This window comes from Arthrobacter sp. HY1533 (assembly GCF_027568515.1).
Taxonomy (GTDB): Bacteria; Actinomycetota; Actinomycetes; order Actinomycetales; family Micrococcaceae; genus Specibacter.
The window spans coordinates 17,505-37,571 of sequence record NZ_JANKZF010000037.1 but is presented as its reverse complement, the minus strand read 5'-3'; the positions used below and the strand labels follow the sequence as shown (position 1 = coordinate 37,571).

Genomic DNA, 20,067 nt, shown 5'->3' with positions numbered 1-20,067 from the left:
TATTTGGGGGCCGGGGGGTTATTGTTTCCCATTGCCCCCCGCCCCCCGGGGCCAAATGGCCAACAACTACCCCCGCACAGTTTGTGGCAGCCCTGCTTCACGGAGCAGCCGGAACAGCCTGCCGGGTTGGCGGAGATCGTCCCAGACCCAGCGAACCACGTTGTAGCCCTTGGCCCTCAGGCGATTTTCACGGTTCTTCTCGTCCACAACCACCTGGGACGGGGCGCGGCCTTTCAGGAATCTCTGGGCGGAGTACTTTTCATAGCCGTCGAACTCACCGAGCGTTTTGTACTCTTCCCAGTCAAAGTCGGGCATGCCGATGAAGCCGCGGCTGTCCGAGAACCGCACCTGCAGGGTGGGCATCGGGAAGCCCTGCTCAATCATGAGGGCGCGGCTGAACGACTCGCCGGGTGACCCGGACAGCGGGTTGGCGACGCTGAGCGCCCGCGTGACTCGACGCCGCTGGGTTTCGTTGGGCAGCAGTTCGGTTGCTGCCAGTATGTCGCTCTCGGTGAAGATGGTTTTGACGTAGCTCGGGGATCCCTCCAGCGGCTTCTGTTGCAGGACCCGGTCCATTGCAGGCAGGGACATGGCCAGGGGGAGCCGGACCGCCAAGTCCCGAGCTGTTTGCGGTGGCGGAGTTGTGAGCAGGCCGAACATTTCCCAAGGGGCGGGGTCGCCGTCGATGGCGTTGACGCGGCGCACCCCTCGATTGCTTTGGCCCCCGCTGCCCCCACGCGGGACAACGGTTTGCACATCCTGCGGTACGCCGATGACCGGCAGGCCCATGATCTGGGCCGCGGATTCCCTCGCGAAAACGGGCGGGTGGACGGACGCTGCCTGGACGGCTTGGATCCGCACGCGGTACTTCTCCCATGGTTTGAGCGAGTTCCAGTCCCCGGCGGGCAGGTACAAGCCGCGGCGAACGCGAACCAATTGCCCGGACGAAGCCGCCCGTGCCAGCCTCCGGGCTGAGTATTCGTCGGCGAACTTGCTTTCCGGAGTGATGAACGGCGGCACCTTGAAGGTAGTCATGAGTCAAGATTCAGTCCGAAGCTTTTGGGTCGAAAGGAGGAGGCGGCAGAAGGTGCACAACTCCACGCTTGGGTGGGCCTGTGGAGCAACCACGGGGCGGGCGGACGTGCTGCGGGGGTGGTGCTTGCCATTTGCCCCCGGTGCACCGGGCGCGAATGGCAACAACCACCCCCGGGCCGCTTGACCAGGCCACTCCGCACTGTCTGGAATCCCGGATGCAGGGTGCCCAAGGGGGCAGATTTCCGCGCGGTTAAGCGGGATAGTTGAGAACAGGAAACCTGAACAGCTACCCAAGGAACGCCATGACCGCCACCGTCCTGTCCCAAGAAGTCCTTCTCTCCTCCTCCGGCGTCACGCCCGAGGACGTCATCGCCGTGGCCCGTCACAACGCAAAGGTGACCATCAGCGAGGAGGCGCTGGCCGGCGTCGAACGCGTGCGCGCGCACATTGACACGCTGGCACACTCCGAGACCCCGGCCTACGGAATTTCCACGGGCTTCGGCGCGCTGGCCAACCGGCACATCCCCACGGACATGCGCACGCAGCTGCAGAAGTCGCTCATTCGCAGCCACTCAGCCGGCATGGGCCCGGCCGTGGAGCGCGAGGTGGTGCGTGCACTGATGTTCCTGCGCGCCAAGACCCTCGCCAGCGGCCGCACCGGCGTGCGCCCCGTGGTGGTGCAGACCATGGTGGACGTGCTCAATGCCGGTATCACCCCCGTGGTCCGCGAATTCGGCTCGCTGGGCTGCTCGGGCGACCTCGCGCCGCTGTCCCACTGCGCCCTGGTCCTCATGGGCGAGGGCGAGGCTGCCGGGCCCGACGGCGTGGTCCGTCCCGTGCCCGAACTGCTCGCCGAGGCAGGCATCACCCCGGTGGAGCTGGCCGAGAAGGAAGGGCTGGCGCTGGTCAACGGCACCGACGGCATGCTCGGCATGCTCCTGATGGCCATCGCCGACCTGCGCATGCTGCTCACGACGGCGGACATCACCGCCGCGATGAGCGTCGAGGGCCTGCTCGGCACAGACCAGGTGTTCCTGCCCGAGCTGCACATGGAACTGCGCCCGCACCCCGGCCAGGCCGCCAGTGCCGACAACATGCTGCGCGTGCTGGCCAACTCGCCCATCGTGGCCTCGCACCGCGTGGGTGACACCCGCGTCCAGGACGCCTACTCGCTGCGCTGCGCCCCGCAGGTTGCCGGCGCCGCCCGCGACACCGTGGACCACGCCCTCATGGTGGCCAGCCGCGAACTCGCCGCCGCCATTGACAATCCGGTGGTGCTGCCGGACGGACGCGTCTCCTCCAATGGCAACTTCCACGGCGCCCCGGTGGCCTACGTGCTGGACTTCCTTGCCATTGTTTCCGCCGACGTCGCCTCGATCGCCGAGCGCCGCACCGACCGCATGCTGGACCCCGCCCGCTCCCACGGCCTGCCCGCCTTCCTGGCCGGGGACCCCGGCGTGGATTCCGGCCTCATGATCGCCCAGTACACGCAGGCCGGTCTGGTCTCCGACTCCAAGCGACTGGCCGTGCCCGCATCCGTGGACTCCATCCCCAGCTCCGCCATGCAGGAGGACCACGTGTCCATGGGCTGGCACGCGGCCCGCAAGCTGCGCAAGTCAGTGGAGAACCTGCGCCGCGTGCTCGCCATTGAGCTGGTCACGGCCGCCCGCGCCATTGACATGCGCACCGACATGTCCAGCGGCGAACTGGTCCCCGGCCCCGCCGGCGCGGCAGTCATCGAGGTGCTTCGCGAGACCGTGCAGGGCCCGGGCACCGACCGCTTCCTGTCACCCGAGCTGGAAGAAGCCGACCGCCTGGTGGGCTCCGGCGCCATCCGCGCGGCCGCCGAGAAGGCCACCGGCCCGCTGAACTAGCAGCGCCGCCGCGGACTCGCAGTTTTCGCCCACTGGCTGGGGGCGAAAAGTGCGAGTTCGCGGTCTTTTTGGGCGGTGAATCCGGGCGGCAAGAAATCACTTGTGGATGTCATAGGCCGGGTGTTTAATGTTTGGTACGTCGAAATTCAAACGTATATTCGAATGGAAACCCCGTGAAACTCTTCCGCCTGGCCATTCGCCACGCAAAACCGTACTGGGTTTGGGTCACAGCCGTGCTCGTGCTGCAACTGATCTCAACCATCGCCGCCCTCTACCTTCCCAGCCTGAACGCCCAGATCATTGACCAGGGCATTTCCAAGGGCGACACCGACTTCATCTGGTCAACAGGCATGACCATGATCATTGTCTGCTTTGTCCAGGTCGCCGCGGCCATCGGCGGCATCTACTTTGGTGCCCGCACGGCCATGGCCATTGGCCGCGACCTGCGCCGCGAGGTCTACTACCGCGTCAACGCCCTTGGCGCGCTGGATGTGAGCCGCTTCGGCACGGCCACCCTGATCACCCGCAACACCAACGACGTCCAGCAGGTGCAGATGCTGGTGCTCATGACACTGAACTTCATGGTGTCCACGCCCATCATGTGCATCGGCGGCATCGTCATGGCCCTGCGCGAGGACATTGGCCTTTCCTGGCTGCTGTGGGTGTCCGTGCCCCTGCTGTTCATCGTGGTCGGCTTCCTTGTGGTGCGCCTGCTGCCCCTGTTCCGTGAAATGCAGGACCGGATCGACTCCGTCAACGGCGTGCTGCGCGAGCAGATCGTGGGCATCAGGGTCATCCGCGCGTTTGTGCGCGAAAAGTTTGAGTCCGAGCGCTACCGCGACGCCAACACGAACCTGACCCGCGTCTCCGTGCGCGTCGGCAACTTGTTCGTGCTCATGTTCCCCGCCATCATGATGATCCTGCACCTGGCCACGGCCGCCGTGCTGTGGTTCGGCGGGCACCGGGTGGACGCCGGCCAGATGCAGATTGGCTCCCTCACCGCATTCCTGCAGTACCTGCTGCAAATCCTTGTCGCCGTCATGATGGGCGTCTTCATGGTCATGATGATTCCGCGCGCAGCCATTTCCGCCGAGCGCCTCGACGACGTCCTGTCGGCCGAGCCCAGCCTTGCCGTTCCGGCGGGCCGGGAGCTGCCGGCCGGACACGACGTCGAATTTTCCTCGGTGTCCTTCGGGTACCCGGGCGCCGAGCGGCCCGTGCTGAACAATGTCAGCTTCACTGCCCAGGCCGGCAAGACCACGGCAATCGTGGGCTCCACCGGTGCCGGCAAGTCAACACTGCTGAACCTGATCCCGCGGCTGTTCGATCCGCAGGGCGGATCCGTGAGCATTGGCGGCGTGGACGTCAATGAGCTCAACCGGAAGCAGATGGCGGGGCTCGTGGGTCTTGTGCCGCAGAAGCCGTACCTGTTCTCCGGCACTGTTTCCTCCAACCTGAAGTTTGGCCGTCCCGACGCGGACGACGACGATCTGTGGGAGGCGCTGCGCGTGGCACAGGCCAAGGACTTTGTGCAGGAGAAGCCCAAGCAGCTCCAGGCCCCCATTGCCCAGGGCGGCACCAACGTCTCCGGCGGACAGCGGCAGAGGCTGTGCATCGCCCGCGCACTGGCGGCACGGCCCAAGATCTTCCTGTTTGACGATTCCTTCTCGGCCCTGGACGTCACCACCGACCAGCGGTTGCGCGAGTCCCTGCATGAGGCCACCTCGGGTGCCACTGTGATCATCGTGGCCCAGCGCATCTCCACGATCCGCGAGGCAGACCACATCATCGTGCTCGACGGCGGCGAAGTGGTTGGCTCCGGAACGCACGACGAACTGCTGGAGGGCAACGAAACGTACCGCGAAATTGTTGAATCGCAGATGAGCATTGAAGGAGCAGCCTGATGGCGCGCAAAGGCAAGAACGAAGCTCCCCTGGACGTGGCCGTGGACGCCGACGAGGAACTGGTTCCCGAATACCGGCCCACCGAGGCCGACGGCGACATGTTCGGTGGCACCCCGGCCAAGAAGGCTGAACACTTCTGGCCATCAGTAAAGCGCCTCGTGGGACTGCTGCGCCCCGAGCGCGTCATGTTCTCCGTGGTCATTGCACTGGTTGTTGTTTCAGTGGTGCTCACGGTCATCGCCCCGAAGATCCTCGGGCAGGCCATGGACGTCATCTTCAACGGCGTCATCGGCTCCCAGCTTCCCGCGGATGTCCCCATCGAAGCGCTCATCGAGGCGCAGCGGGCCTCCGGAAACAACCAGTTCGCGGACATGCTGGCCAAGGCCAACATTGTCCCCGGTGCCGGCATTGACTTCGTGGAACTGAGCCGGCTGATCCTCTTCGTGCTGGCCCTGTACACGGTGGCCTCGACCATCATGTGGCTGCAGGGGTACCTGCTCAACGCACTGGTCATGCGCGTGGTGTTCAAGCTGCGCGAAGACATTCAGCGCAAGCTCAACCGGATCCCGCTGGGCTACTTTGACACCCGCCAGCGCGGCGACTTGATGTCCCGCGTGACCAACGACGTCGACAACATCCAGTCAGCGCTGCAACAGGCGCTCTCGCAACTCGTGCAATCCGCACTGACTGTCATCGGCATCGGCGTCATGATGTTCATCGTGTCCTGGCAGCTGGCCCTCATCGCCCTGATCGCACTGCCCCTGTCCGGCGTGATTGCCGGTGTCATCGGCACGCGCTCGCAGAAGCTCTTCGCCGCCCAGTGGAAGCACACCGGCTCCCTCAACGGGCACATCGAGGAAACCTTCTCCGGCCTTGAACTCGTGCGTGCCTATGGCCGTGACGAGGAAATGCTGGCCGAGTTCGACGACCGCAACGAGCACCTCTACACGGCGTCGTTCGGGGCACAGTTTGTCTCCGGCATGATCATGCCGGCCATGCAGTTCGTCTCCTACCTCTCCTACGTGCTTGTCGCCGTGGTTGGCGGCCTGCGCGTGGCAACAGGGCAGATGACGCTCGGTGATGCCACGGCGTTCATCCAGTACTCGCGCGAGTTCTCCCAGCCTATTGGCGAGATTGCTGGCATCGCCAACATGATCCAGTCGGGCGTTGCCTCCGCGGAGCGCACCTTTGAGATCCTCGACGCCGACGAGCAGGAGGCCGAGGAGGACTCGGAGCTGCTGCCCGAACGGACCGACGGGCACGTCCAGTTCGAGAACGTCTCCTTCAGTTACTCGGAGGAAACCCCCCTCATCAAGGATGTCTCTTTCACCGTGCAACCTGGCCAGACCGTGGCCATTGTGGGTCCCACGGGAGCAGGCAAGACCACACTGGTCAACCTGATCATGCGCTTCTACGAGATCACCGGCGGGCGGATCCTGCTCGACGGCGTGGACATCCGCGAGCTGTCCCGCGAGCAGGTGCGTTCCCAGGTGGGCATGGTCCTCCAGGACGCGTGGCTGTTTGAGGGCACCATCCGCGAGAACATCCGCTACGGGCGCCTGGACGCCACGGACGAGGAAATCGTGGCGGCTGCCGAGGCCACCATGGTGGACAGGTTCGTGCGCCAGCTCCCGGACGGCTACGACACCGTCATCGACGCCGACGGCGGCTCCGTCTCCGCCGGCGAACGCCAGCTGCTCACGATTGCCCGTGCCTTCATTGCCCAGCCGTCCCTGCTGATCCTGGACGAGGCAACCTCATCCGTAGACACCCGCACGGAACTGCTGGTGCAGCACGCCATGGCGGCACTGCGCACCGACCGGACCTCGTTCGTCATCGCGCACCGCCTGTCCACGATCCGCGATGCGCACACCATCCTGGTCATGGAAGACGGCGACATCGTGGAGCACGGCAACCATGAGGAACTGCTCAAGCGGCAGGGTGCGTACTACAACCTGTACATGACGCAGTTCCAGGGCGGCCACGAGCTTGAAGGCGAGGTGGCGGCAGAGGCCCACTAGCCGGCTGGAGGAGCTTGTCCCCGGTGATCGAGCTTGTCGAGATCCGGCTCCACCGCCGTCCTACCGCAGGAGCGTGTCGATCAGCCGCGCGGCCACCTTGGCCGTGCGGCTGTCGATGTCGTACTCCGGGTTCAGCTCGGCCACGTCAAAGTGGAACAGCTTCCCGCTGGCGGCCACCTGCCGGCAGACTGCAGCGATGACCGGCAGCGGCACGCCGTAGGCGGCGGGGGCGCTTACACCGGGCGCCACGGCTGCTGGGAGCACGTCCAGGTCGATCGTCAGGTACACAATGTCCACGGTCTCCAGGAACGCGGACACGAATCCCTCCGTGCGCTCGGCCGAGCAGTCTTCGTCCAGCAGGTACTTCACATCCAGCTCGTGCGCCGTGTCGAACAGCGTCCGGGTGTTGTTGGGCTCGCTGATGCCCACCACGGCGTAGTTCAGTTCCCGTCCAGCGGCCGCCTCCATGCGGGCCATCTGGAGGAACGGGGTCCCCGAACTCGGTGCCGGTGCGTCGCGCAGATCGAAGTGCGCGTCAAGGTTCAGCACGCCCAGCCGGGCACCGTTGGCCACTGCCGCCGTGCCGGCCACGCCCAGGTAGCTGGCAAAGGCTGTCTCGTGGCCGCCGCCCAGCACAAAGGTGAGGTTTCCGGCATCGAGCATGGCGGTCAGCGCAGCTCCTGCGCGGGCCTGGCCGTCCTCGAGTGCATCGCCTGCCACCACGACGTCCCCGGCGTCGGTGACGTTGCGGGTGCCGTGGAATGCCAGGGAGCCCAGGGCCGCGCGGATGGCTGCGGGGCCGGTGGCTGCCCCGGTGCGGCCAAAGTTGCGGGCCACGCCAGCATCGGAGCGGAAGCCGAGCATGGCGGCCGGGCCGGGAAGGGAGGCATCCAGCTGTGCGGGCGCCGGTTCGGCTGCCGTGGACACTGCCTGCCACCAGCGGCGGTGGGCGGGGCCGTCGCCGTCGTTTCTTCCGGTCCAGGCAGGGGCGGGGGCGTCAACGCTGAGCTGGGAAAAGTCCATGCTTCCAGCCAACAGCATGGAGGCGTGGAACTCCAGCCCGCGGGCCGCCTCTACGTCTGTCATGTCAGACACCCCACAAACATCTGTGGCGCAGTAGTTGCAGAAAATTCCCCAAAAAGAAGGGAAATTCTTGCAACTACTGCGCCACAGAATGTGAAGGGCTAACCGATGCCGAAGAGCGCTTCCACGGTGCCGATGCCGAAGAACAGCAGGAAGGCCGCCGCGACAACCCACATGAGCGGGTGGATTTCCTTGGCGCGGCCCTGGAACAGGCGGATCAGCACGAACGCGATGAAGCCGGCGCCCAGGCCATTGGCGATCGAGTAGGTGAACGGCATGAGGGTGAACGTCAGGAATGCCGGGATGCCGATGCCCCAATCGGACCAGTCGATCTTGCCCACCTGGGAGACCATCATGAAACCAACAACCACCAGGGCCGGGGCCACAGCCTCAAAGGGGACCAGCTTGATCAGCGGGGTGACGAACATGGCCAGCAGCAGGAGCAGGCCTGTGACGATCGAGGCCAGGCCCGTGCGGGCACCTTCGCCAATGCCGGCGCCGGATTCCACGTAGATCTGGTTCGAGGAGGTGGAGGCGCCACCGCCGGCAATCGCGCCAAACGCGTCAACCAGCAGGACCTTGTCTACATCGGGGATGGAGCCGTCCTTGCGCATGGTGCCGGCCTCGGCGGCCAGGCCCACCATGGTGCCCATGGCGTCGAAGAAGATGCTCAGCAGGATCACGAAGGCCAGCAGGATGGCCGCCAGGGCGCCCAGCTTGCTGAACGCGCCGAAGATGTTGACCTGGCCGATGAGGGACAGGTCGGGCATGGACCACTCCGACAACTGCGGGGAAACCAGCGACCAGCCCTGCGGGTTGGCGGTCTTGCCGTCGAAGGACGGGCCAATGTGCAGCGTCATTTCCAGGATGTTGGCCAGGATGGTGGAGACCACGATGCCGATCAGGATGGCGCCCTTGACCTTGCGGACCACCAGGCCGATGGTCAGGACCAGGCCCACCACGAACACCAGCGTGGGCCAGCCCATGAGCTTGCCGTCAAAGCCCAGTCCAACCGGAACGGTGGTTCCGGCAACGTCGGGGATGCGGCGCACAAAACCGGCGTTGACCAGGCCGATCAGCGCAATGAACATGCCGATGCCCACCACGATGGCCGTTTTCAGGCCTTCCGGGACTGCCTTGAACACGGCGGTCCGGAAGCCGGTGAGAACCAGGATGAACATGGTGATGCCGGAGAGCACCACCAGGCCCATGACATCAGGCCAGGTCAGGCCTGGGTTGGTGGCCACCGTGACGGCCACGAACGCGTTGACGCCCAGGCCGGTCGCCATGGCAAAGGGGTGCTTGGCCCAGGCGCCCATGATGATGGTCAGGACACCGGCCACGAACGCCGTGACGGCCGCGACGCGCTCCAGACCCAAAACCTCGCCGGAGGAGTCCGCGCCGCCCAGGATCAGCGGGTTCAACACCACGATGTAGCTCATCGCGAAGAACGTGGCGAAGCCGCCCCGGATTTCCCGCGAGTAGTTCGAGCCGCGTTCGGTGATCTTGAAGTATTTGTCGACCGCTGACAGACGGACGTCCGTTTTGGTAGCCATAAGGAGCCTTCCCGGCGAAGTGAAAAAAGAAAATAGTTAACCGAGGAAATACTAGCCGGTAGAGCAACGCCGCAGTGGCTTGCGTCCTGCTGCAGTTTCCCCGTTCCTGAACGCAGGACGGCGGCACGCGCCCGGGTGCCCGGCCCGCCCCCGGGCCCCGCCGGACTTGGGCAAACTCCCAAGGTTCTGGGCTACCGTGGGATGAACTGCCCTAAAACAAACGAAGGATTCCACGCTGTGAAGAGCCTTGCACGCCGCCGGTTCAGTGAGACCAACATGACACCGCAGTCCCTGTTTCGGCGCCTGCTGGCCGCAACCGCGGCCGTTTTCCTGCTGCTGCTGGGCGCCTCGGGCGCAGCCCTGGCCCACGACTCCGTGACCGGCACCTCGCCCGCGGACGGGTCGACAGTTGCGGCCGTGCCGGAAAAGATCGAGATCACCATGAGCAACACCCCTGCCGTGATTGGTTCCCAGGTGCAGGTCCTGGACGCGGCAGGCACCAACTGGGCTTCCGGAACTGTGGAGGTCCTGGACGAGGTGGCCGCGCAGGCGCTCAAGCCCGGGGCTCCGGCGGGCAAGTACACCGTCAAGTGGCGCCTTGTGTCCTCGGATTCCCACCCCATCGAGGGTGAATTCAGCTTCACCGCCACGGCGGCCGGCGGCGGCGCCAGCTCCGCGGCAACCGCGGGACCTGTTGTCGGCGCCGGCCCGGCAGCCTCGGTTTCGGCAATTCCGGAGGCCGCGCCGGAAGCTGCCGCCGACGACAGCGCCGTGCCGTGGAGCGTCATCGGACTGGTTGTGGTGCTGGTGGGCGTTGTCGTTGCCATGGTGGTGGTGGCCCGCCGCCGCCTCACCAGCGAGGACTAGCTTCCGCGCCAAGCAAAGAAAGAAGGCCCGGCCATCACATGGCCGGGCCTTCTCGCGTTTGGGGTTAGGCGAAGGCCAGGGCGTGGCCGGCTTCGGGGATGGCCACACGTGACTTGATGGACTGGCCGGCGCGCTTGGCCTGGTGCAGGATCTCCTGGGTGCTGGGGATGGCGAGGTCGCCCACCCCCACGAGGTACAGGCCCAGTGAGTGCATGCCGTCGCGAACATCGGCCGCCGTGGTGACTCCCACGCTGTGCAACACGCGGCGCAGCTGGCTCAGGGCGCCGCGGGTGAAGACCACGCTGTGGGCGCTCAGGGTCCCGGTTGCCGTGCGCACGCGCCACTGCCGGTGGGCCTGCGCCTCGTGGGGCTGGCGCGTCAGCTCCAGTGCCTGTGTGGACGGGCGGATGTCCAAGCTGTGGCGGCGGGCGTAGTTTTCCAGCAGGCGCAGGATTTCGCTGCGTTCGCTCAGGTCAGCCAGGCTGATGCTGCCCGTGACCGGCTGCGGCACGGTGGCCTGCCCCAGGGGGCAGAAGCTGTCCACAACAATTGCCTTGATGCCCTGCCGGTTGAGCTCGGCGGCAACTGCCAGGGCGGAAAAGCCGGAACCAATCACAATCGTGGTGGTTGCTTCCGCGGCTGGGCGCGTGGCGGCCAGGGGTGCAGCAGTCATGGCAAATGCCTCCTCGAACGGTGGGAGAACTTTCATGGCGGACCTGCCGGGAGCATGGTGGGTCCGTGAGGGGGAAATCAAGGGAGAACCCGGTCCAGGTATGCGTTGCTGAAAACCCGTTTGGGATCGAGAACATCTCGAACCTTACAGAACTTTTCGAGGTCTGGGTAGAGCCCTTCAAAGTCCTTCGATTGGAGAAAGTGCCACTTGCCCCAGTGCGGCCGCCCGCCATGGGCACGGAAGATTTCCTCGGCCGCCCGGAAGTACTCAAAAGGGTTGCTTTTGATGTGCTGGTGGACAGCAATGTAGCCGCTTTCGCGGCCGCTGGCCGTGGACAGGGCAATGTTGTCCGCAGCGGCGCAGCGCACCTCCACGGGGAAGGAAATTTGCAGCCCCCGCCGCTCGATCATGGCTTCCAGCCCGCCAAGCACGGCGGGGACCTCCTCCAGCGGCACGGCATATTCCATTTCCCGGAAGCGCGTGGTGCGCTCTGTGGCAAACACCTTGTGGGAGGCGTCGCCAAATTCCCTGTTCCCGGTCAGCTTCACGGCGGTCCTGTTGATGGCAGGAATGGCCGCGGGAACCTTTCCGGAGACAGTGCACAGGGTGGAGAACAACTTGTTGGAGACCAGCACGTCGTCCACCACATGCCGTGCCGTGGACAGCGGCCCAACACCCGGCGGCAGGCTCCCCGGGGCAAGGCGCGTGTTCGCCTTGGTCAGGGCCGTCTGCGTGTGCGGGAACCAGTAGAACTCAAAGTGGTCTCCGGCGCCCCAGCGCCCGGGCAGCGACTCCAGCACGGAGACCAGGGGCTCGGGCTGTTCCACGGCGTGCAGCATGAACGCATCAACGCACTGCAAAGTCACGGATGTGATGATGCCCAGGGCGCCCAGGCCCACCCTGGCAACGGCAAAGACGTCGGCGTTCTCAACGGCGGAACAGTGCAGCACCTCGCCGGTGCCCGTGACGAGCGTCAATGCCCGCACCTGGGTGGCGATGCCGCCAAACTTCAGGCCCGTTCCGTGGGTGCCGGTGGAGATGGCCCCGGAGATGGACTGCCGGTCAATGTCGCCCAGGTTTTCCATGGCCAGCCCGTAGGGTGCCAGAAGCGCCGGAACCTCGTGCAGGCGCGTGCCGCCGGCCAGCGTGGCCAGCTTGGCCTCCCGGTCAACGCTGAGCAGCCCGCTGATGCCGTCCAGCTTGAGCTGGGTGCCGTTGGTCAGGGCTATGTCGGTGAAGCTGTGCCCGGCACCCACGGCCTTCAGTGTGCCGCCCGACGCCGCGGCGGCCGCGGCAAGTGCCGAAACCTCCGCCACTGTGCTGGGGCGGGACACGGCCGCGGGCCTGCACCGCTGGTCGCCGGCCCAATTGCGCCACTCACTCATACGAATGCCTTCCCTTCGCCCCGGTAGGTGGGGATGCTGCCTTGGAGGTGCCCGCCGTCGAGCACTTCCAGGGCATCGACATGTTCACAAATTTCACCGGACTTGGCGTGCCGGAACCACACCTTGTCGCCAATGCGCAGCTGGGCCGCGGCCGCACCGCGCAGCGGGGTCTGCACCTCGCCGGGGCCCTCAGTGCCAATGAGGGACAGCCCCGCAGGGTGCACGGGCACGGGGGACCTGTCCGGGCCGGACGGGCCCGAAGCGATCCAGCCGCCGCCCAGGACCGTGACCAGCTCCGGTCCCGGCCGCCTGACCACGGGGGCGGCAAATCCGACGGCGTGGGCAGGGGTGAAGCGCGAGTAGCCGTCAAAGAGGGTGGGGCCAAAGAGGCCCGATCCTGCGGCCAGCTCTGTGACTGAGGGGTCGGCAGTGGTCAGTTCCAGGCTGCCGGTGCCGCCGCCGTTGACGAACTCCAGTTCGGCGACGTTCCGCACTGCCGCCACCACGTTGCCGCGGCGGTGGTTGATTTCCGCCATGGACGAGCGCTGGATCTGTGTCAGGACGGCGGACTTGGCCAGGTCGGCCACCTTGTTGGCTGTGTGCGGGGTGTCCTGCAGGCCGGCCACCTGTGCCTCGTAGGCCATGATCCCCACCAGCTTGAACAGCGGCTCGGGGCCGTTGCGGTGGGCGTCCATGGCCAGGGCAACGGCGATCGCGTCGGCACCGGTGCGAAGCGGCGAGCGGTACACGCCAATGTGCCCCAGGGTCCGTCCGCCCAGCGACGGCCGCCAGGACGCATCCAGGTCCAGGCACAACCGGATGGGGGCGGCCGGGCTGTGCCCCCGCAGGGTTGCCGCCAGCCACTGAAGCTGTTCAGTGGAGTCCACCATCAAGGTGACCCTGGCGCAGGCCGAGGCACTCGCGGCCAGGGCCCGCACCGCGTCCGCGTCCGCCGTCGGATACGCCACCACAATGTCGGTGAAGGCATCGGAGGGGTCGTGGGCCAGCCAGAGGGCCTCCGGCAGCGTGAACCCCAGGATGCCGGCAAAGCCGGGCTGTGCAAGGACGGCCTTGAGGACCTCCTTGCTGCGGATGGACTTGCTGGCCACGCGGATGGGCTTGCCCGCAGCCCGGCGCAACAAGGAGCCGGCATTGTGGGACAGGGCGGCCAGGTCCAGGGCGGCGAGGGGGAATTGCAGACCGGTGCACGCGGCATTGGCTGCCGGCCACATTGCGGCGGGCGCGGGCCTGCCCGCACGGCCGTCCTCGAGGTTTTGCTTAAGCAGTTGCATCGTTGCCATCCACTTTCACGCTACTGTCCAGTAACTTAATCTGCGTACACTTTGCCACATCCCGGCGCCGCTGTGTGAAAAGCAGATTACGTGACTTTTTTGCTCCTGCTGCGGGGCAACTTGACGGGGGTGTCCGAACCGGCAATAGTCACAAGTACAGGCCGCGATGGAGAGGCGCCAAGGCGCAGCCGCACCCTCCGGCACACAAGAACCAGGAGGCGCACCATGAGCACCCCACAGGAAGAAACGCAGGGCGCAACACCCGCCCCCGCGCCCGATCCCACAGGCATTGTGGTTGGCATCGACGGCTCCGAGCAGAGCAACTGCGCCCTGGTCTGGGCCGCCCGCGAAGCCAAGCTGCGCAAACTCCCGCTACACCTGGTCACCGCCTACACCGTTCCCATATTTGCCGCCTCGGGCCTTGACGGCGGCTACGCCACCGTGGACGACGACGTCATCCGCCAGGGTGCCGAAGCGGTCCTTCGCGAATCCGCGGCCAAGGTGGCCCACCTCGACGTGGAAATGGACGCGCGCGTCGAAAACGGCGACGCCGCAGGAGTCCTGCTGGACATGAGCGAAACCGCCGAACTGCTGGTTTTCGGCTCCCGCGGGCGCGGCGGCTTCATTGGCCGCCTGCTGGGCAGTGTCAGCACGGCGCTCCCGGCCCACTCGAAATGCGCCACCGTGACGGTGCCGCTGAGTTGCGCCAAGCGCTTCGCGGACGCGCCAGGGGAAACTCCCGCCAAGGCCATTGAAAAGGTGGTTGTGGTGGGCGTGGACGGATCCGACCAGGCCCGCTACGCCGTGCTTCTTGCGGCCGAGCAGGCCGAGCGCAGCGGCTGCACGCTGCGCATCATCTGCGCCGTCCAGCCTTACACGGGATCACTTGCCTGGATGCCCGCGCCCGTGGACCGCGAAGCCTTGTTCGCGGAGATCCAGGAGCAGCTGGACGCCGGTGAGCGGTGGCTGCGCAGCCACTTCCCGAAGCTGCCCATTGAGGTTCAGCTTGTTGAAGGCGCCGCCGTTGAGGTCCTGGTCAAGGCCACGGAAACCGCTGAATTGCTGGTCATGGGCACGCGCGGACGCGGCGGCTTTGCGGGCATGATGCTCGGCTCCACCACCGACGGGGTGCGCCACCACGCCAAGGGGCCCATCATGGTGGTCCGCGACAAGGAAGACCCCCGCCAGAACGACCGCGCGGCGTTTGGGCCGCTGCTGGAGGTCTAACTCCAGCCGCATCGCAAAGGGCGCCTGTCTCCACGGAATTCGTGGAGGCAGGCGCCCTTTCGTTGGAGCCTAAGAAAGAGGTCAGTACCTGGCCGCGTACGGGTACAGCTGCATCCCGGACATCCACGACAGCGGCGTCACCTGGATGGGCTGCTCCGGGTTCAGCGCCTGCACCACCTGGTTGTTGCCGATGTAGATGGCGATGTGCGTGAACTGGCCCCTGCCGTTGTCGTTGAAGACCAGCAGGTCGCCGTAGCGCATCTGCGAGATCGGCACGCGCTGCGGGGCCGCCCAGAACTGGTCGGTGCCCTGCCGCGGCACTGCAACGCCCGCCGCGGCAAACGCCTTCAGGACAAGGCCGGAGCAGTCAAAGGCCACGGGCCCGGTTCCGCCCCACTGGTAAGGGCCGCCCACCTTGGACATGGCGTAGTTGACCATGACGTTGATGTAGTTGCCCGACGGCGGCGGGGTCACCGGCGGCTGCACCGGCGGTGTCGTGACGGGCGGCTTGACCGGCGGGGGAGTGGTGGGGGCTGGCGGCTTCGGTGCCGGGCTGCTCGGCTTGGGTGCCGGGGGCTTGGGCGCTGGAGGCTGGGGCGCCGGGGCGGGATCAGCGGGACGAACGGGCGGTGTGGTCCCCGTGGCCGGCGGACGAACAGGCGCAGGGGCATTGTTGGAGGCCTCAAGCTGCTGTTTCAGGGCTTCCTCCTGGGCCTTGCGCTGCAGTTCCTCAACCCGGGCGCCTTCCAGTGCCACAGTGGTGTTGTGCAAGGCGGCCAGCCGGTCCAGCAGGACCCCGCGCTGGGCCTGGTTTTCTGCCACGACCGCCGCCTGGGCGTCGGTTGCAGCCTGGGCCCGGGCACGGGAGGCCTCGGCCGTTTTGGCCGCCTCGGTGGCGGCCCCGCTGGCCTCCGTGGCCTGGGCTTCCAGGGCAGCCGAGGTGGCGGCGGCCGATTCGGCCGTGTCAAAGGTGTGTGCGCGGTTGTTGCCCAGGGCCATGAGCGTTGACGCCTGGTACAGCGCGTTGTCGGCATCGGTGCTCGTGAGCAGGCCCTGCACGCTCAGGTCGAGGCCGCCATTTTTGTACAGGCTGCCGGCCAGTTGGCCCAGCTGGGCCTTGGCCTGCTTCTGCGCCGCGGCGGCCGCTGCCGCCTTTGCCTTGCTTGTCCCGGCCTCGGCTTGGCGCTGCTCGAGTTCCACAAGGGCCTGCGTGTAGTTATCGTTGGCGCCCATGGAGGCCATGGTCGCGGCCTGCAGCCTGTCATTGGCGGAGGCAATGATGGCGTCCAGCTCGGCCGAGGTGGCAGCCGTGGCCGCCTCCGATTCCTTGGCCTTGGCAATGTCCTCCTGGCTGGGAATGGCGGGGCTGGAGGGCCGCAGCGAGAACTGTTGCGCCGCCGTCGTGCCAAAGTGCGGTGCTGCCGCGGCAGGGGCAATGAAGGCCGATGAGGCAACGGCGGCGCAGGCCAGGGCCGTTGTGCCGCGTACCAGGAGTCGCTTGCTCATCCATTTGCCTTACTGCAGAAATCAGGGGGAGGGGCGCACGCATCCGGGCGGGGGTGGGCGCGCAATTGCACAGCTGAAACCGACCCTACGGCCTGCAAGATCCCTTTTGCAACAAGGGAAACACCAGCAACATGAATCACATTGGTGTCATTTAGCCCCAGCCAAGATCATGCAGGCGCTCGTCGCTGATGCCGAAGTGGTGGGCGATTTCATGGGTCACGGTCACGGCCACCTCGTGGATGACCTCTTCGCGGCTCGTGCAGATCTCGAGGATGGGGTTGCGGAAGATGGTGATCCGGTCGGGCAGGGAACCTGTGCCCCACCAGGAGTCCCGCTCCGTCAGCGGCGTGCCCTCATACAGTCCAAGCAGCACGGTGTCAGGATCCTCATCGGCCGAGGGTACGTAGTCGTCGGCAATGAAGATGGCCACATTGTCCATTTCCGCCCTGATGTCCGCCGGAATCCGGGCGATGGCCGCCTGCACGGCGTCGTCAAATTCCGCCTCGTCCATGCTGAACGGACCGAAGGACGGGATGCCGGCGAGGGGGTTTTCATGCATGCCACAAGCCTACGTTCGGCCGTGCCGGAAAAGGCCCGCGGATGCTCGATTTGTGCATGGAGCAAATAGGCCCTATAGTTTTTGGAGTCCACTTCGGAGCAACGCGCTGGAAACAACGCGGACGCCTTGAAGCTGACTTAGGCCCCCATCGTCTAGCGGCCTAGGACACCGCCCTTTCACGGCGGCGGCACGGGTTCGAATCCCGTTGGGGGTACTTGCGAGTGAGTGGTAAAACAGCCGGAAAAAAGCTGCTAAGCTATAACTCGTGAAAATCACCCGAGAGGGTGAATGAAGCAAAAAGAAGTACAAGTATGGCCCTGTAGCGCAGTTGGTTAGCGCGCCGCCCTGTCACGGCGGAGGTCGCGGGTTCGAGTCCCGTCAGGGTCGCTTTGGTTTTCTTGACTAGTGCAAGGGAATCTGGTGACGAGATTTTCAGATCACCAAGGCTCTGTAGCTCAGTTGGTAGAGCGTTCGACTGAAAATCGAAAGGTCACCGGATCGACGCCGGTCGGAGCCACCAGCAAGACCCCCAAGAAATTGGGGGTCTTTTGCGTTTCCCGGGAACTTTTCCCGCCACCCCTGGCGGCTGTGTTTCGTCTCACGTTTTGTCCCGCGCCTTCCGCGGCGGGGCCCGCAACCAGGTCCCATCCGTGCGCCGGCCAGGCGGCTTTCTGGCCCCCACCGGCGTTGCCCCTCAAGTTTGTGCTGCATAGGCTTACCGTTAGGACAAACAGAAAGGCGCATTCATGGATTCGCACAACCAGGCTTCACAGGGCACGGACGCCACGGGGCAGGGCACCCAGGGGAGGACCGTCATTGCCGAGACGGCGGTGGCCAAGGTTGTCGGCGTCGCCGTCCGCGGAGTCCCGGGCGTCCACGCACTCGGTTCCGGAGCCTCGCGCTCCATCGGGGCAATCCGTGAAGTGGTGGGCGCCACCGATCTCACGCAGGGCGTGCGCGTCGAGGTGGGCGAATCCCAGGTTGCCGTGGACATTGTCCTCGTGGCCGAGTACGGCTACCCGCTGCAAACGCTCGCCAACACCGTCCGGGCCGGCGTGTACGCGGCCGTGGAGGAGCTCGTGGGGCGCGGCGTCATTGAGGTGAACATTGAAATCACCGACGTGTTCATCCCAGCGGCCGACACCGAGAAGCCTGCCGGGCGCCCGCGCCTGTCCGAGCGGCTGTCACAGCCGGCAAGGCCGGCATCGCTGGACAAGCCGGCCGACGCCGGTGTGCCGGCCCAAGATTCTTTCAACAACTCAACGGAAGCCGGGGAAAAGCCGTGAATCTCAGTGTGGTGTGCGCAGCATTCGGCGCCTTTTTGGCGTTCATGGCCTTTGCCTTTGGCTTCTGGGGCTTTGTGGTCTCGGCGGCCTTCATTGCCATTGGCGCGTTCGTGGGCCGCGCGGCCGGCGGCAAGCTCGACTGGAGAGGCGTGCTGGACGCCCTGACCGGACGGCGCTCATCATCGTGAGCGCCGCACCCGCGGGCGATCCCGCCCCACAGGGGTTGGACCCGGCCCGCAACCCTGCCCATGCGGGGCACAACCGCATCAGCACGCAGGCATTGACCTCAGTTGCCAAGGCGGCTGCGGCCCAGGTGCTGGCCGTTGCCCCCGCCCAGGTCCGGATCAGCTGGTCGGACGACGCCGGCTCACTCGCCCTGTCCGTTGCCTCCGCCATGGGTGCCCCGTCCCTGCAGGATGTCAGGCGCAACCCGGCACGCGTTGCCCTCAGCGGCGGCAGCGTCCTGGCCCGTGCCACGGCGGCAAAGCTGCAGATACTGTCCGAGGTTGAGCGGCTCACCGGTTCGCAGCTGAGCCGCGTCGACGTGCGCATTTCCGGGCTGCTGGCAAACACCGAGGGGAGGGTTCAGTGACCGGTCCCATGCAGCGTGCCCTGCGCCGCGAGACGCATTCACCCCGTTCGGCACTCTCGGTGGTGGTGGCCGTTGCGGTTGCCGCCCTTGCCATCTACTGCATGCTCGAATTTACGCTGGCGGCGCTGGGACAGCCCAGCTGGCTGGTCCACCCGGTGGACGCGGGCGCCTGGCTTGCCGCGCTGCCCGGACCTTATTCGCCGCTCCTACTCGGGGCGGCCGGCGTCGTTCTTGCACTCCTCGGCCTGATTTTCCTCGGCAACGGGCTGCTGCCTGGGCGGCGGGCACGGCATGTGGTTGCCGATCCGCGTGTGGCCATTGTGGTGGACGACGAGGTGGTTGCCTCGGCGCTGGCACGGTGCGCACGGATGGCCGCCGGGGTCACCCGGGAGCAGGTCATGGTGGTGGTTTCGGCCCGCCTGGTCCAGGTGAACATCCGGCCAACCTCCGGAATCCGCCTCTCCGAAGCCGCCATCCAGGCGGCCGTTGAGGCCGAGCTGGCTGACATGGCCCTGGATCCGGCGCCGGCCGTCACTGTGAAACTGGCCGACAGCGGGGTGATTGGCGTATGAACGGCACACCGCGCGGACTTAACAGGTTCCTGCTGGCCCTCCTGGGGCTGGTGCTCCTGGCTGCCGGGGCAGGCCTGGTGGTGCTGGCCACGGTTCCATCCGCCGCCCAGTGGTGGCAGGGCTATGCGGGCGCACAGCTCGACTGGCTGCGGGACTACGAAAACCGGTCCCGGCTCCTGCTGGGCAATGAAAGCTGGATCTGGATAGCCGGGGCGGCCCTCTCGCTGCTGGTGGTCATTGCCATGATCAGCTGGATCGCCAATCAGGGCAAGGGACGTGCCGCCACCCTGCTGGACCGTCCTGGGGACGCGGACGACGACGGCGCCGCCGGGGCGGTCAGGATCAGCTGCGCCGTGGCTGAGCAGGCGCTTAAAAGCGCCCTGCTGGAACGGACGGACCTGCTCGGCGTTTCTGTGACGAGTTATGACTTTGCGCGCCAGACGGCCGTCAAGGTCCGGGTCCTGCCCCGCCAGGGGGTTGCCCCGCACAAGATCGCCGCTGAGATCGCCGAACTGGTGGAGGCTCTGGATGAACTGCTGGGCCTTGAAGTGCCGGTGCTGCTGAGCATTGGCACGGCGGCCAGGTCACGGTTCACGAAAGCCGAACGAGTCCGCTAGTCTCATTTCATCAACACC

At 66.2% G+C, this 20,067-nt stretch carries 18 protein-coding genes and 3 tRNA genes; 13 read left to right on the top strand and 8 right to left on the bottom strand.

The genetic code is table 11. The features are described 5' to 3' along the window. Positions 1 to 66 precede the first annotated feature (66 nt). The gene (locus PCK14_RS18095) at positions 67 to 1,035 is read right to left on the bottom strand and encodes a type IV toxin-antitoxin system AbiEi family antitoxin domain-containing protein (protein WP_269939915.1); all 969 of its coding nucleotides are present in this window, start codon (positions 1,033 to 1,035) and stop codon (positions 67 to 69) included. A 302-nt stretch (positions 1,036 to 1,337) separates the two neighbouring features. Here PCK14_RS18095 and hutH point away from each other — a divergent pair, with 302 nt between their 5' ends. The 3 genes from hutH to PCK14_RS18080 all read left to right on the top strand — a co-directional run bounded on the left by hutH (position 1,338) and on the right by PCK14_RS18080 (position 6,834). Continuing rightward, positions 1,338 to 2,909 carry a histidine ammonia-lyase gene (hutH, locus tag PCK14_RS18090; RefSeq protein WP_269939914.1) on the top strand — a complete coding sequence of 524 codons (1,572 nt, stop codon included), beginning with the start codon at positions 1,338 to 1,340 and terminating at the stop codon, positions 2,907 to 2,909. Positions 2,910 to 3,082: 173 nt separating this feature from the next. Beyond that, positions 3,083 to 4,813, top strand: a complete 1,731-nt coding sequence (locus PCK14_RS18085; protein WP_269939913.1) for an ABC transporter ATP-binding protein — start codon at positions 3,083 to 3,085, stop codon at positions 4,811 to 4,813. Continuing rightward, positions 4,813 to 6,834, top strand: a complete 2,022-nt coding sequence (locus PCK14_RS18080; protein ID WP_269939912.1) for an ABC transporter ATP-binding protein — start codon at positions 4,813 to 4,815, stop codon at positions 6,832 to 6,834. Before PCK14_RS18085 ends, PCK14_RS18080 begins: the two co-directional genes overlap by 1 nt. 60 nt (positions 6,835 to 6,894) lie before the next feature. On the opposite strand, the gene hutG is transcribed toward PCK14_RS18080, so the two are convergent. Together hutG and PCK14_RS18070 are read right to left on the bottom strand one after the other, a co-directional pair. Next, positions 6,895 to 7,857, bottom strand: a complete 963-nt coding sequence (hutG, locus tag PCK14_RS18075; RefSeq protein WP_269939916.1) for a formimidoylglutamase — start codon at positions 7,855 to 7,857, stop codon at positions 6,895 to 6,897. A gap of 161 nt (positions 7,858 to 8,018) precedes the next feature. After that, complete coding sequence (locus PCK14_RS18070; RefSeq protein ID WP_269939911.1) at positions 8,019 to 9,473, bottom strand: NCS2 family permease; 1,455 nt, start codon at positions 9,471 to 9,473, stop codon at positions 8,019 to 8,021. Positions 9,474 to 9,710: 237 nt separating this feature from the next. Between PCK14_RS18070 and PCK14_RS18065 the strand changes: the two genes are divergently transcribed. After that, a complete protein-coding gene (locus PCK14_RS18065; protein ID WP_269939910.1) occupies positions 9,711 to 10,340 on the top strand; it encodes a copper resistance CopC family protein in 630 nt (209 codons plus the stop codon). A 64-nt stretch (positions 10,341 to 10,404) separates the two neighbouring features. Here PCK14_RS18065 and PCK14_RS18060 read toward each other — a convergent pair whose 3' ends face one another. The 3 genes from PCK14_RS18060 to PCK14_RS18050 form a co-directional block, all read right to left on the bottom strand. Next, on the bottom strand, positions 10,405 to 11,013 hold the full coding sequence (locus PCK14_RS18060) for an FAD-binding protein (RefSeq protein WP_269939909.1): 609 nt from the start codon (positions 11,011 to 11,013) through the stop codon (positions 10,405 to 10,407). A 77-nt stretch (positions 11,014 to 11,090) separates the two neighbouring features. Continuing rightward, the gene (locus PCK14_RS18055) at positions 11,091 to 12,398 is read right to left on the bottom strand and encodes a D-arabinono-1,4-lactone oxidase (RefSeq protein ID WP_269939908.1); all 1,308 of its coding nucleotides are present in this window, start codon (positions 12,396 to 12,398) and stop codon (positions 11,091 to 11,093) included. Next, a complete protein-coding gene (locus PCK14_RS18050) occupies positions 12,395 to 13,699 on the bottom strand; it encodes an alanine racemase (RefSeq protein WP_269939907.1) in 1,305 nt (434 codons plus the stop codon). The genes PCK14_RS18055 and PCK14_RS18050 overlap by 4 nt, the downstream gene beginning before the upstream one ends. Positions 13,700 to 13,915: 216 nt before the next feature. On the opposite strand from PCK14_RS18050, the gene PCK14_RS18045 reads away from it, so the two are divergent. Continuing rightward, complete coding sequence (locus PCK14_RS18045) at positions 13,916 to 14,917, top strand: universal stress protein (RefSeq protein ID WP_269939906.1); 1,002 nt, start codon at positions 13,916 to 13,918, stop codon at positions 14,915 to 14,917. An 81-nt stretch (positions 14,918 to 14,998) separates the two neighbouring features. On the opposite strand, the gene PCK14_RS18040 is transcribed toward PCK14_RS18045, so the two are convergent. Then, a complete protein-coding gene (locus PCK14_RS18040) occupies positions 14,999 to 16,423 on the bottom strand; it encodes a C40 family peptidase (RefSeq protein ID WP_269939905.1) in 1,425 nt (474 codons plus the stop codon). A gap of 151 nt (positions 16,424 to 16,574) precedes the next feature. Then, complete coding sequence (locus tag PCK14_RS18035) at positions 16,575 to 16,982, bottom strand: metallopeptidase family protein (protein WP_269939904.1); 408 nt, start codon at positions 16,980 to 16,982, stop codon at positions 16,575 to 16,577. Between the two features lie 141 nt (positions 16,983 to 17,123). Between PCK14_RS18035 and PCK14_RS18030 the strand changes: the two genes are divergently transcribed. The 8 genes from PCK14_RS18030 to PCK14_RS17995 all read left to right on the top strand — a co-directional run bounded on the left by PCK14_RS18030 (position 17,124) and on the right by PCK14_RS17995 (position 20,049). Continuing rightward, positions 17,124 to 17,196 (top strand) — tRNA-Glu (locus tag PCK14_RS18030). Between the two features lie 99 nt (positions 17,197 to 17,295). After that, positions 17,296 to 17,369: transfer RNA gene (locus PCK14_RS18025), tRNA-Asp, on the top strand. 57 nt (positions 17,370 to 17,426) lie between these two features. Further along, positions 17,427 to 17,502, top strand: a tRNA-Phe gene (locus tag PCK14_RS18020). Positions 17,503 to 17,728: 226 nt separating this feature from the next. After that, on the top strand, positions 17,729 to 18,268 hold the full coding sequence (locus PCK14_RS18015) for an Asp23/Gls24 family envelope stress response protein (protein ID WP_442864759.1): 540 nt from the start codon (positions 17,729 to 17,731) through the stop codon (positions 18,266 to 18,268). After that, positions 18,265 to 18,456 (top strand): hypothetical protein, encoded by a 192-nt coding sequence (locus PCK14_RS18010; protein WP_269939903.1) that lies wholly within the window; start codon positions 18,265 to 18,267, stop codon positions 18,454 to 18,456. The genes PCK14_RS18015 and PCK14_RS18010 overlap by 4 nt, the downstream gene beginning before the upstream one ends. Continuing rightward, positions 18,453 to 18,860 (top strand): hypothetical protein, encoded by a 408-nt coding sequence (locus PCK14_RS18005; RefSeq protein WP_269939902.1) that lies wholly within the window; start codon positions 18,453 to 18,455, stop codon positions 18,858 to 18,860. The genes PCK14_RS18010 and PCK14_RS18005 overlap by 4 nt, the downstream gene beginning before the upstream one ends. Continuing rightward, a complete protein-coding gene (locus PCK14_RS18000) occupies positions 18,857 to 19,432 on the top strand; it encodes a DUF6286 domain-containing protein (RefSeq protein WP_269939901.1) in 576 nt (191 codons plus the stop codon). The genes PCK14_RS18005 and PCK14_RS18000 overlap by 4 nt, the downstream gene beginning before the upstream one ends. After that, positions 19,429 to 20,049 (top strand): hypothetical protein, encoded by a 621-nt coding sequence (locus PCK14_RS17995; RefSeq protein WP_269939900.1) that lies wholly within the window; start codon positions 19,429 to 19,431, stop codon positions 20,047 to 20,049. Before PCK14_RS18000 ends, PCK14_RS17995 begins: the two co-directional genes overlap by 4 nt. The last annotated feature ends 18 nt before the right edge of the window (positions 20,050 to 20,067 follow it).

Coding starts and splice junctions, on each gene's coding strand:
- PCK14_RS18095 (WP_269939915.1), bottom strand. CDS start 1,035: ATGACTACCTTCAAGGTGCCGCCGTTCATCACTCCGGAAAGCAAGTTC.
- hutH (WP_269939914.1), top strand. CDS start 1,338: ATGACCGCCACCGTCCTGTCCCAAGAAGTCCTTCTCTCCTCCTCCGGC.
- PCK14_RS18080 (WP_269939912.1), top strand. CDS start 4,813: ATGGCGCGCAAAGGCAAGAACGAAGCTCCCCTGGACGTGGCCGTGGAC.
- hutG (WP_269939916.1), bottom strand. CDS start 7,857: ATGGACTTTTCCCAGCTCAGCGTTGACGCCCCCGCCCCTGCCTGGACC.
- PCK14_RS18070 (WP_269939911.1), bottom strand. CDS start 9,473: ATGGCTACCAAAACGGACGTCCGTCTGTCAGCGGTCGACAAATACTTC.
- PCK14_RS18060 (WP_269939909.1), bottom strand. CDS start 11,013: ATGACTGCTGCACCCCTGGCCGCCACGCGCCCAGCCGCGGAAGCAACC.
- PCK14_RS18055 (WP_269939908.1), bottom strand. CDS start 12,398: ATGAGTGAGTGGCGCAATTGGGCCGGCGACCAGCGGTGCAGGCCCGCG.
- PCK14_RS18050 (WP_269939907.1), bottom strand. CDS start 13,699: ATGGCAACGATGCAACTGCTTAAGCAAAACCTCGAGGACGGCCGTGCG.
- PCK14_RS18045 (WP_269939906.1), top strand. CDS start 13,916: ATGAGCACCCCACAGGAAGAAACGCAGGGCGCAACACCCGCCCCCGCG.
- PCK14_RS18040 (WP_269939905.1), bottom strand. CDS start 16,423: ATGAGCAAGCGACTCCTGGTACGCGGCACAACGGCCCTGGCCTGCGCC.
- PCK14_RS18035 (WP_269939904.1), bottom strand. CDS start 16,982: ATGCATGAAAACCCCCTCGCCGGCATCCCGTCCTTCGGTCCGTTCAGC.
- PCK14_RS18015 (WP_442864759.1), top strand. CDS start 17,729: ATGGATTCGCACAACCAGGCTTCACAGGGCACGGACGCCACGGGGCAG.
- PCK14_RS17995 (WP_269939900.1), top strand. CDS start 19,429: ATGAACGGCACACCGCGCGGACTTAACAGGTTCCTGCTGGCCCTCCTG.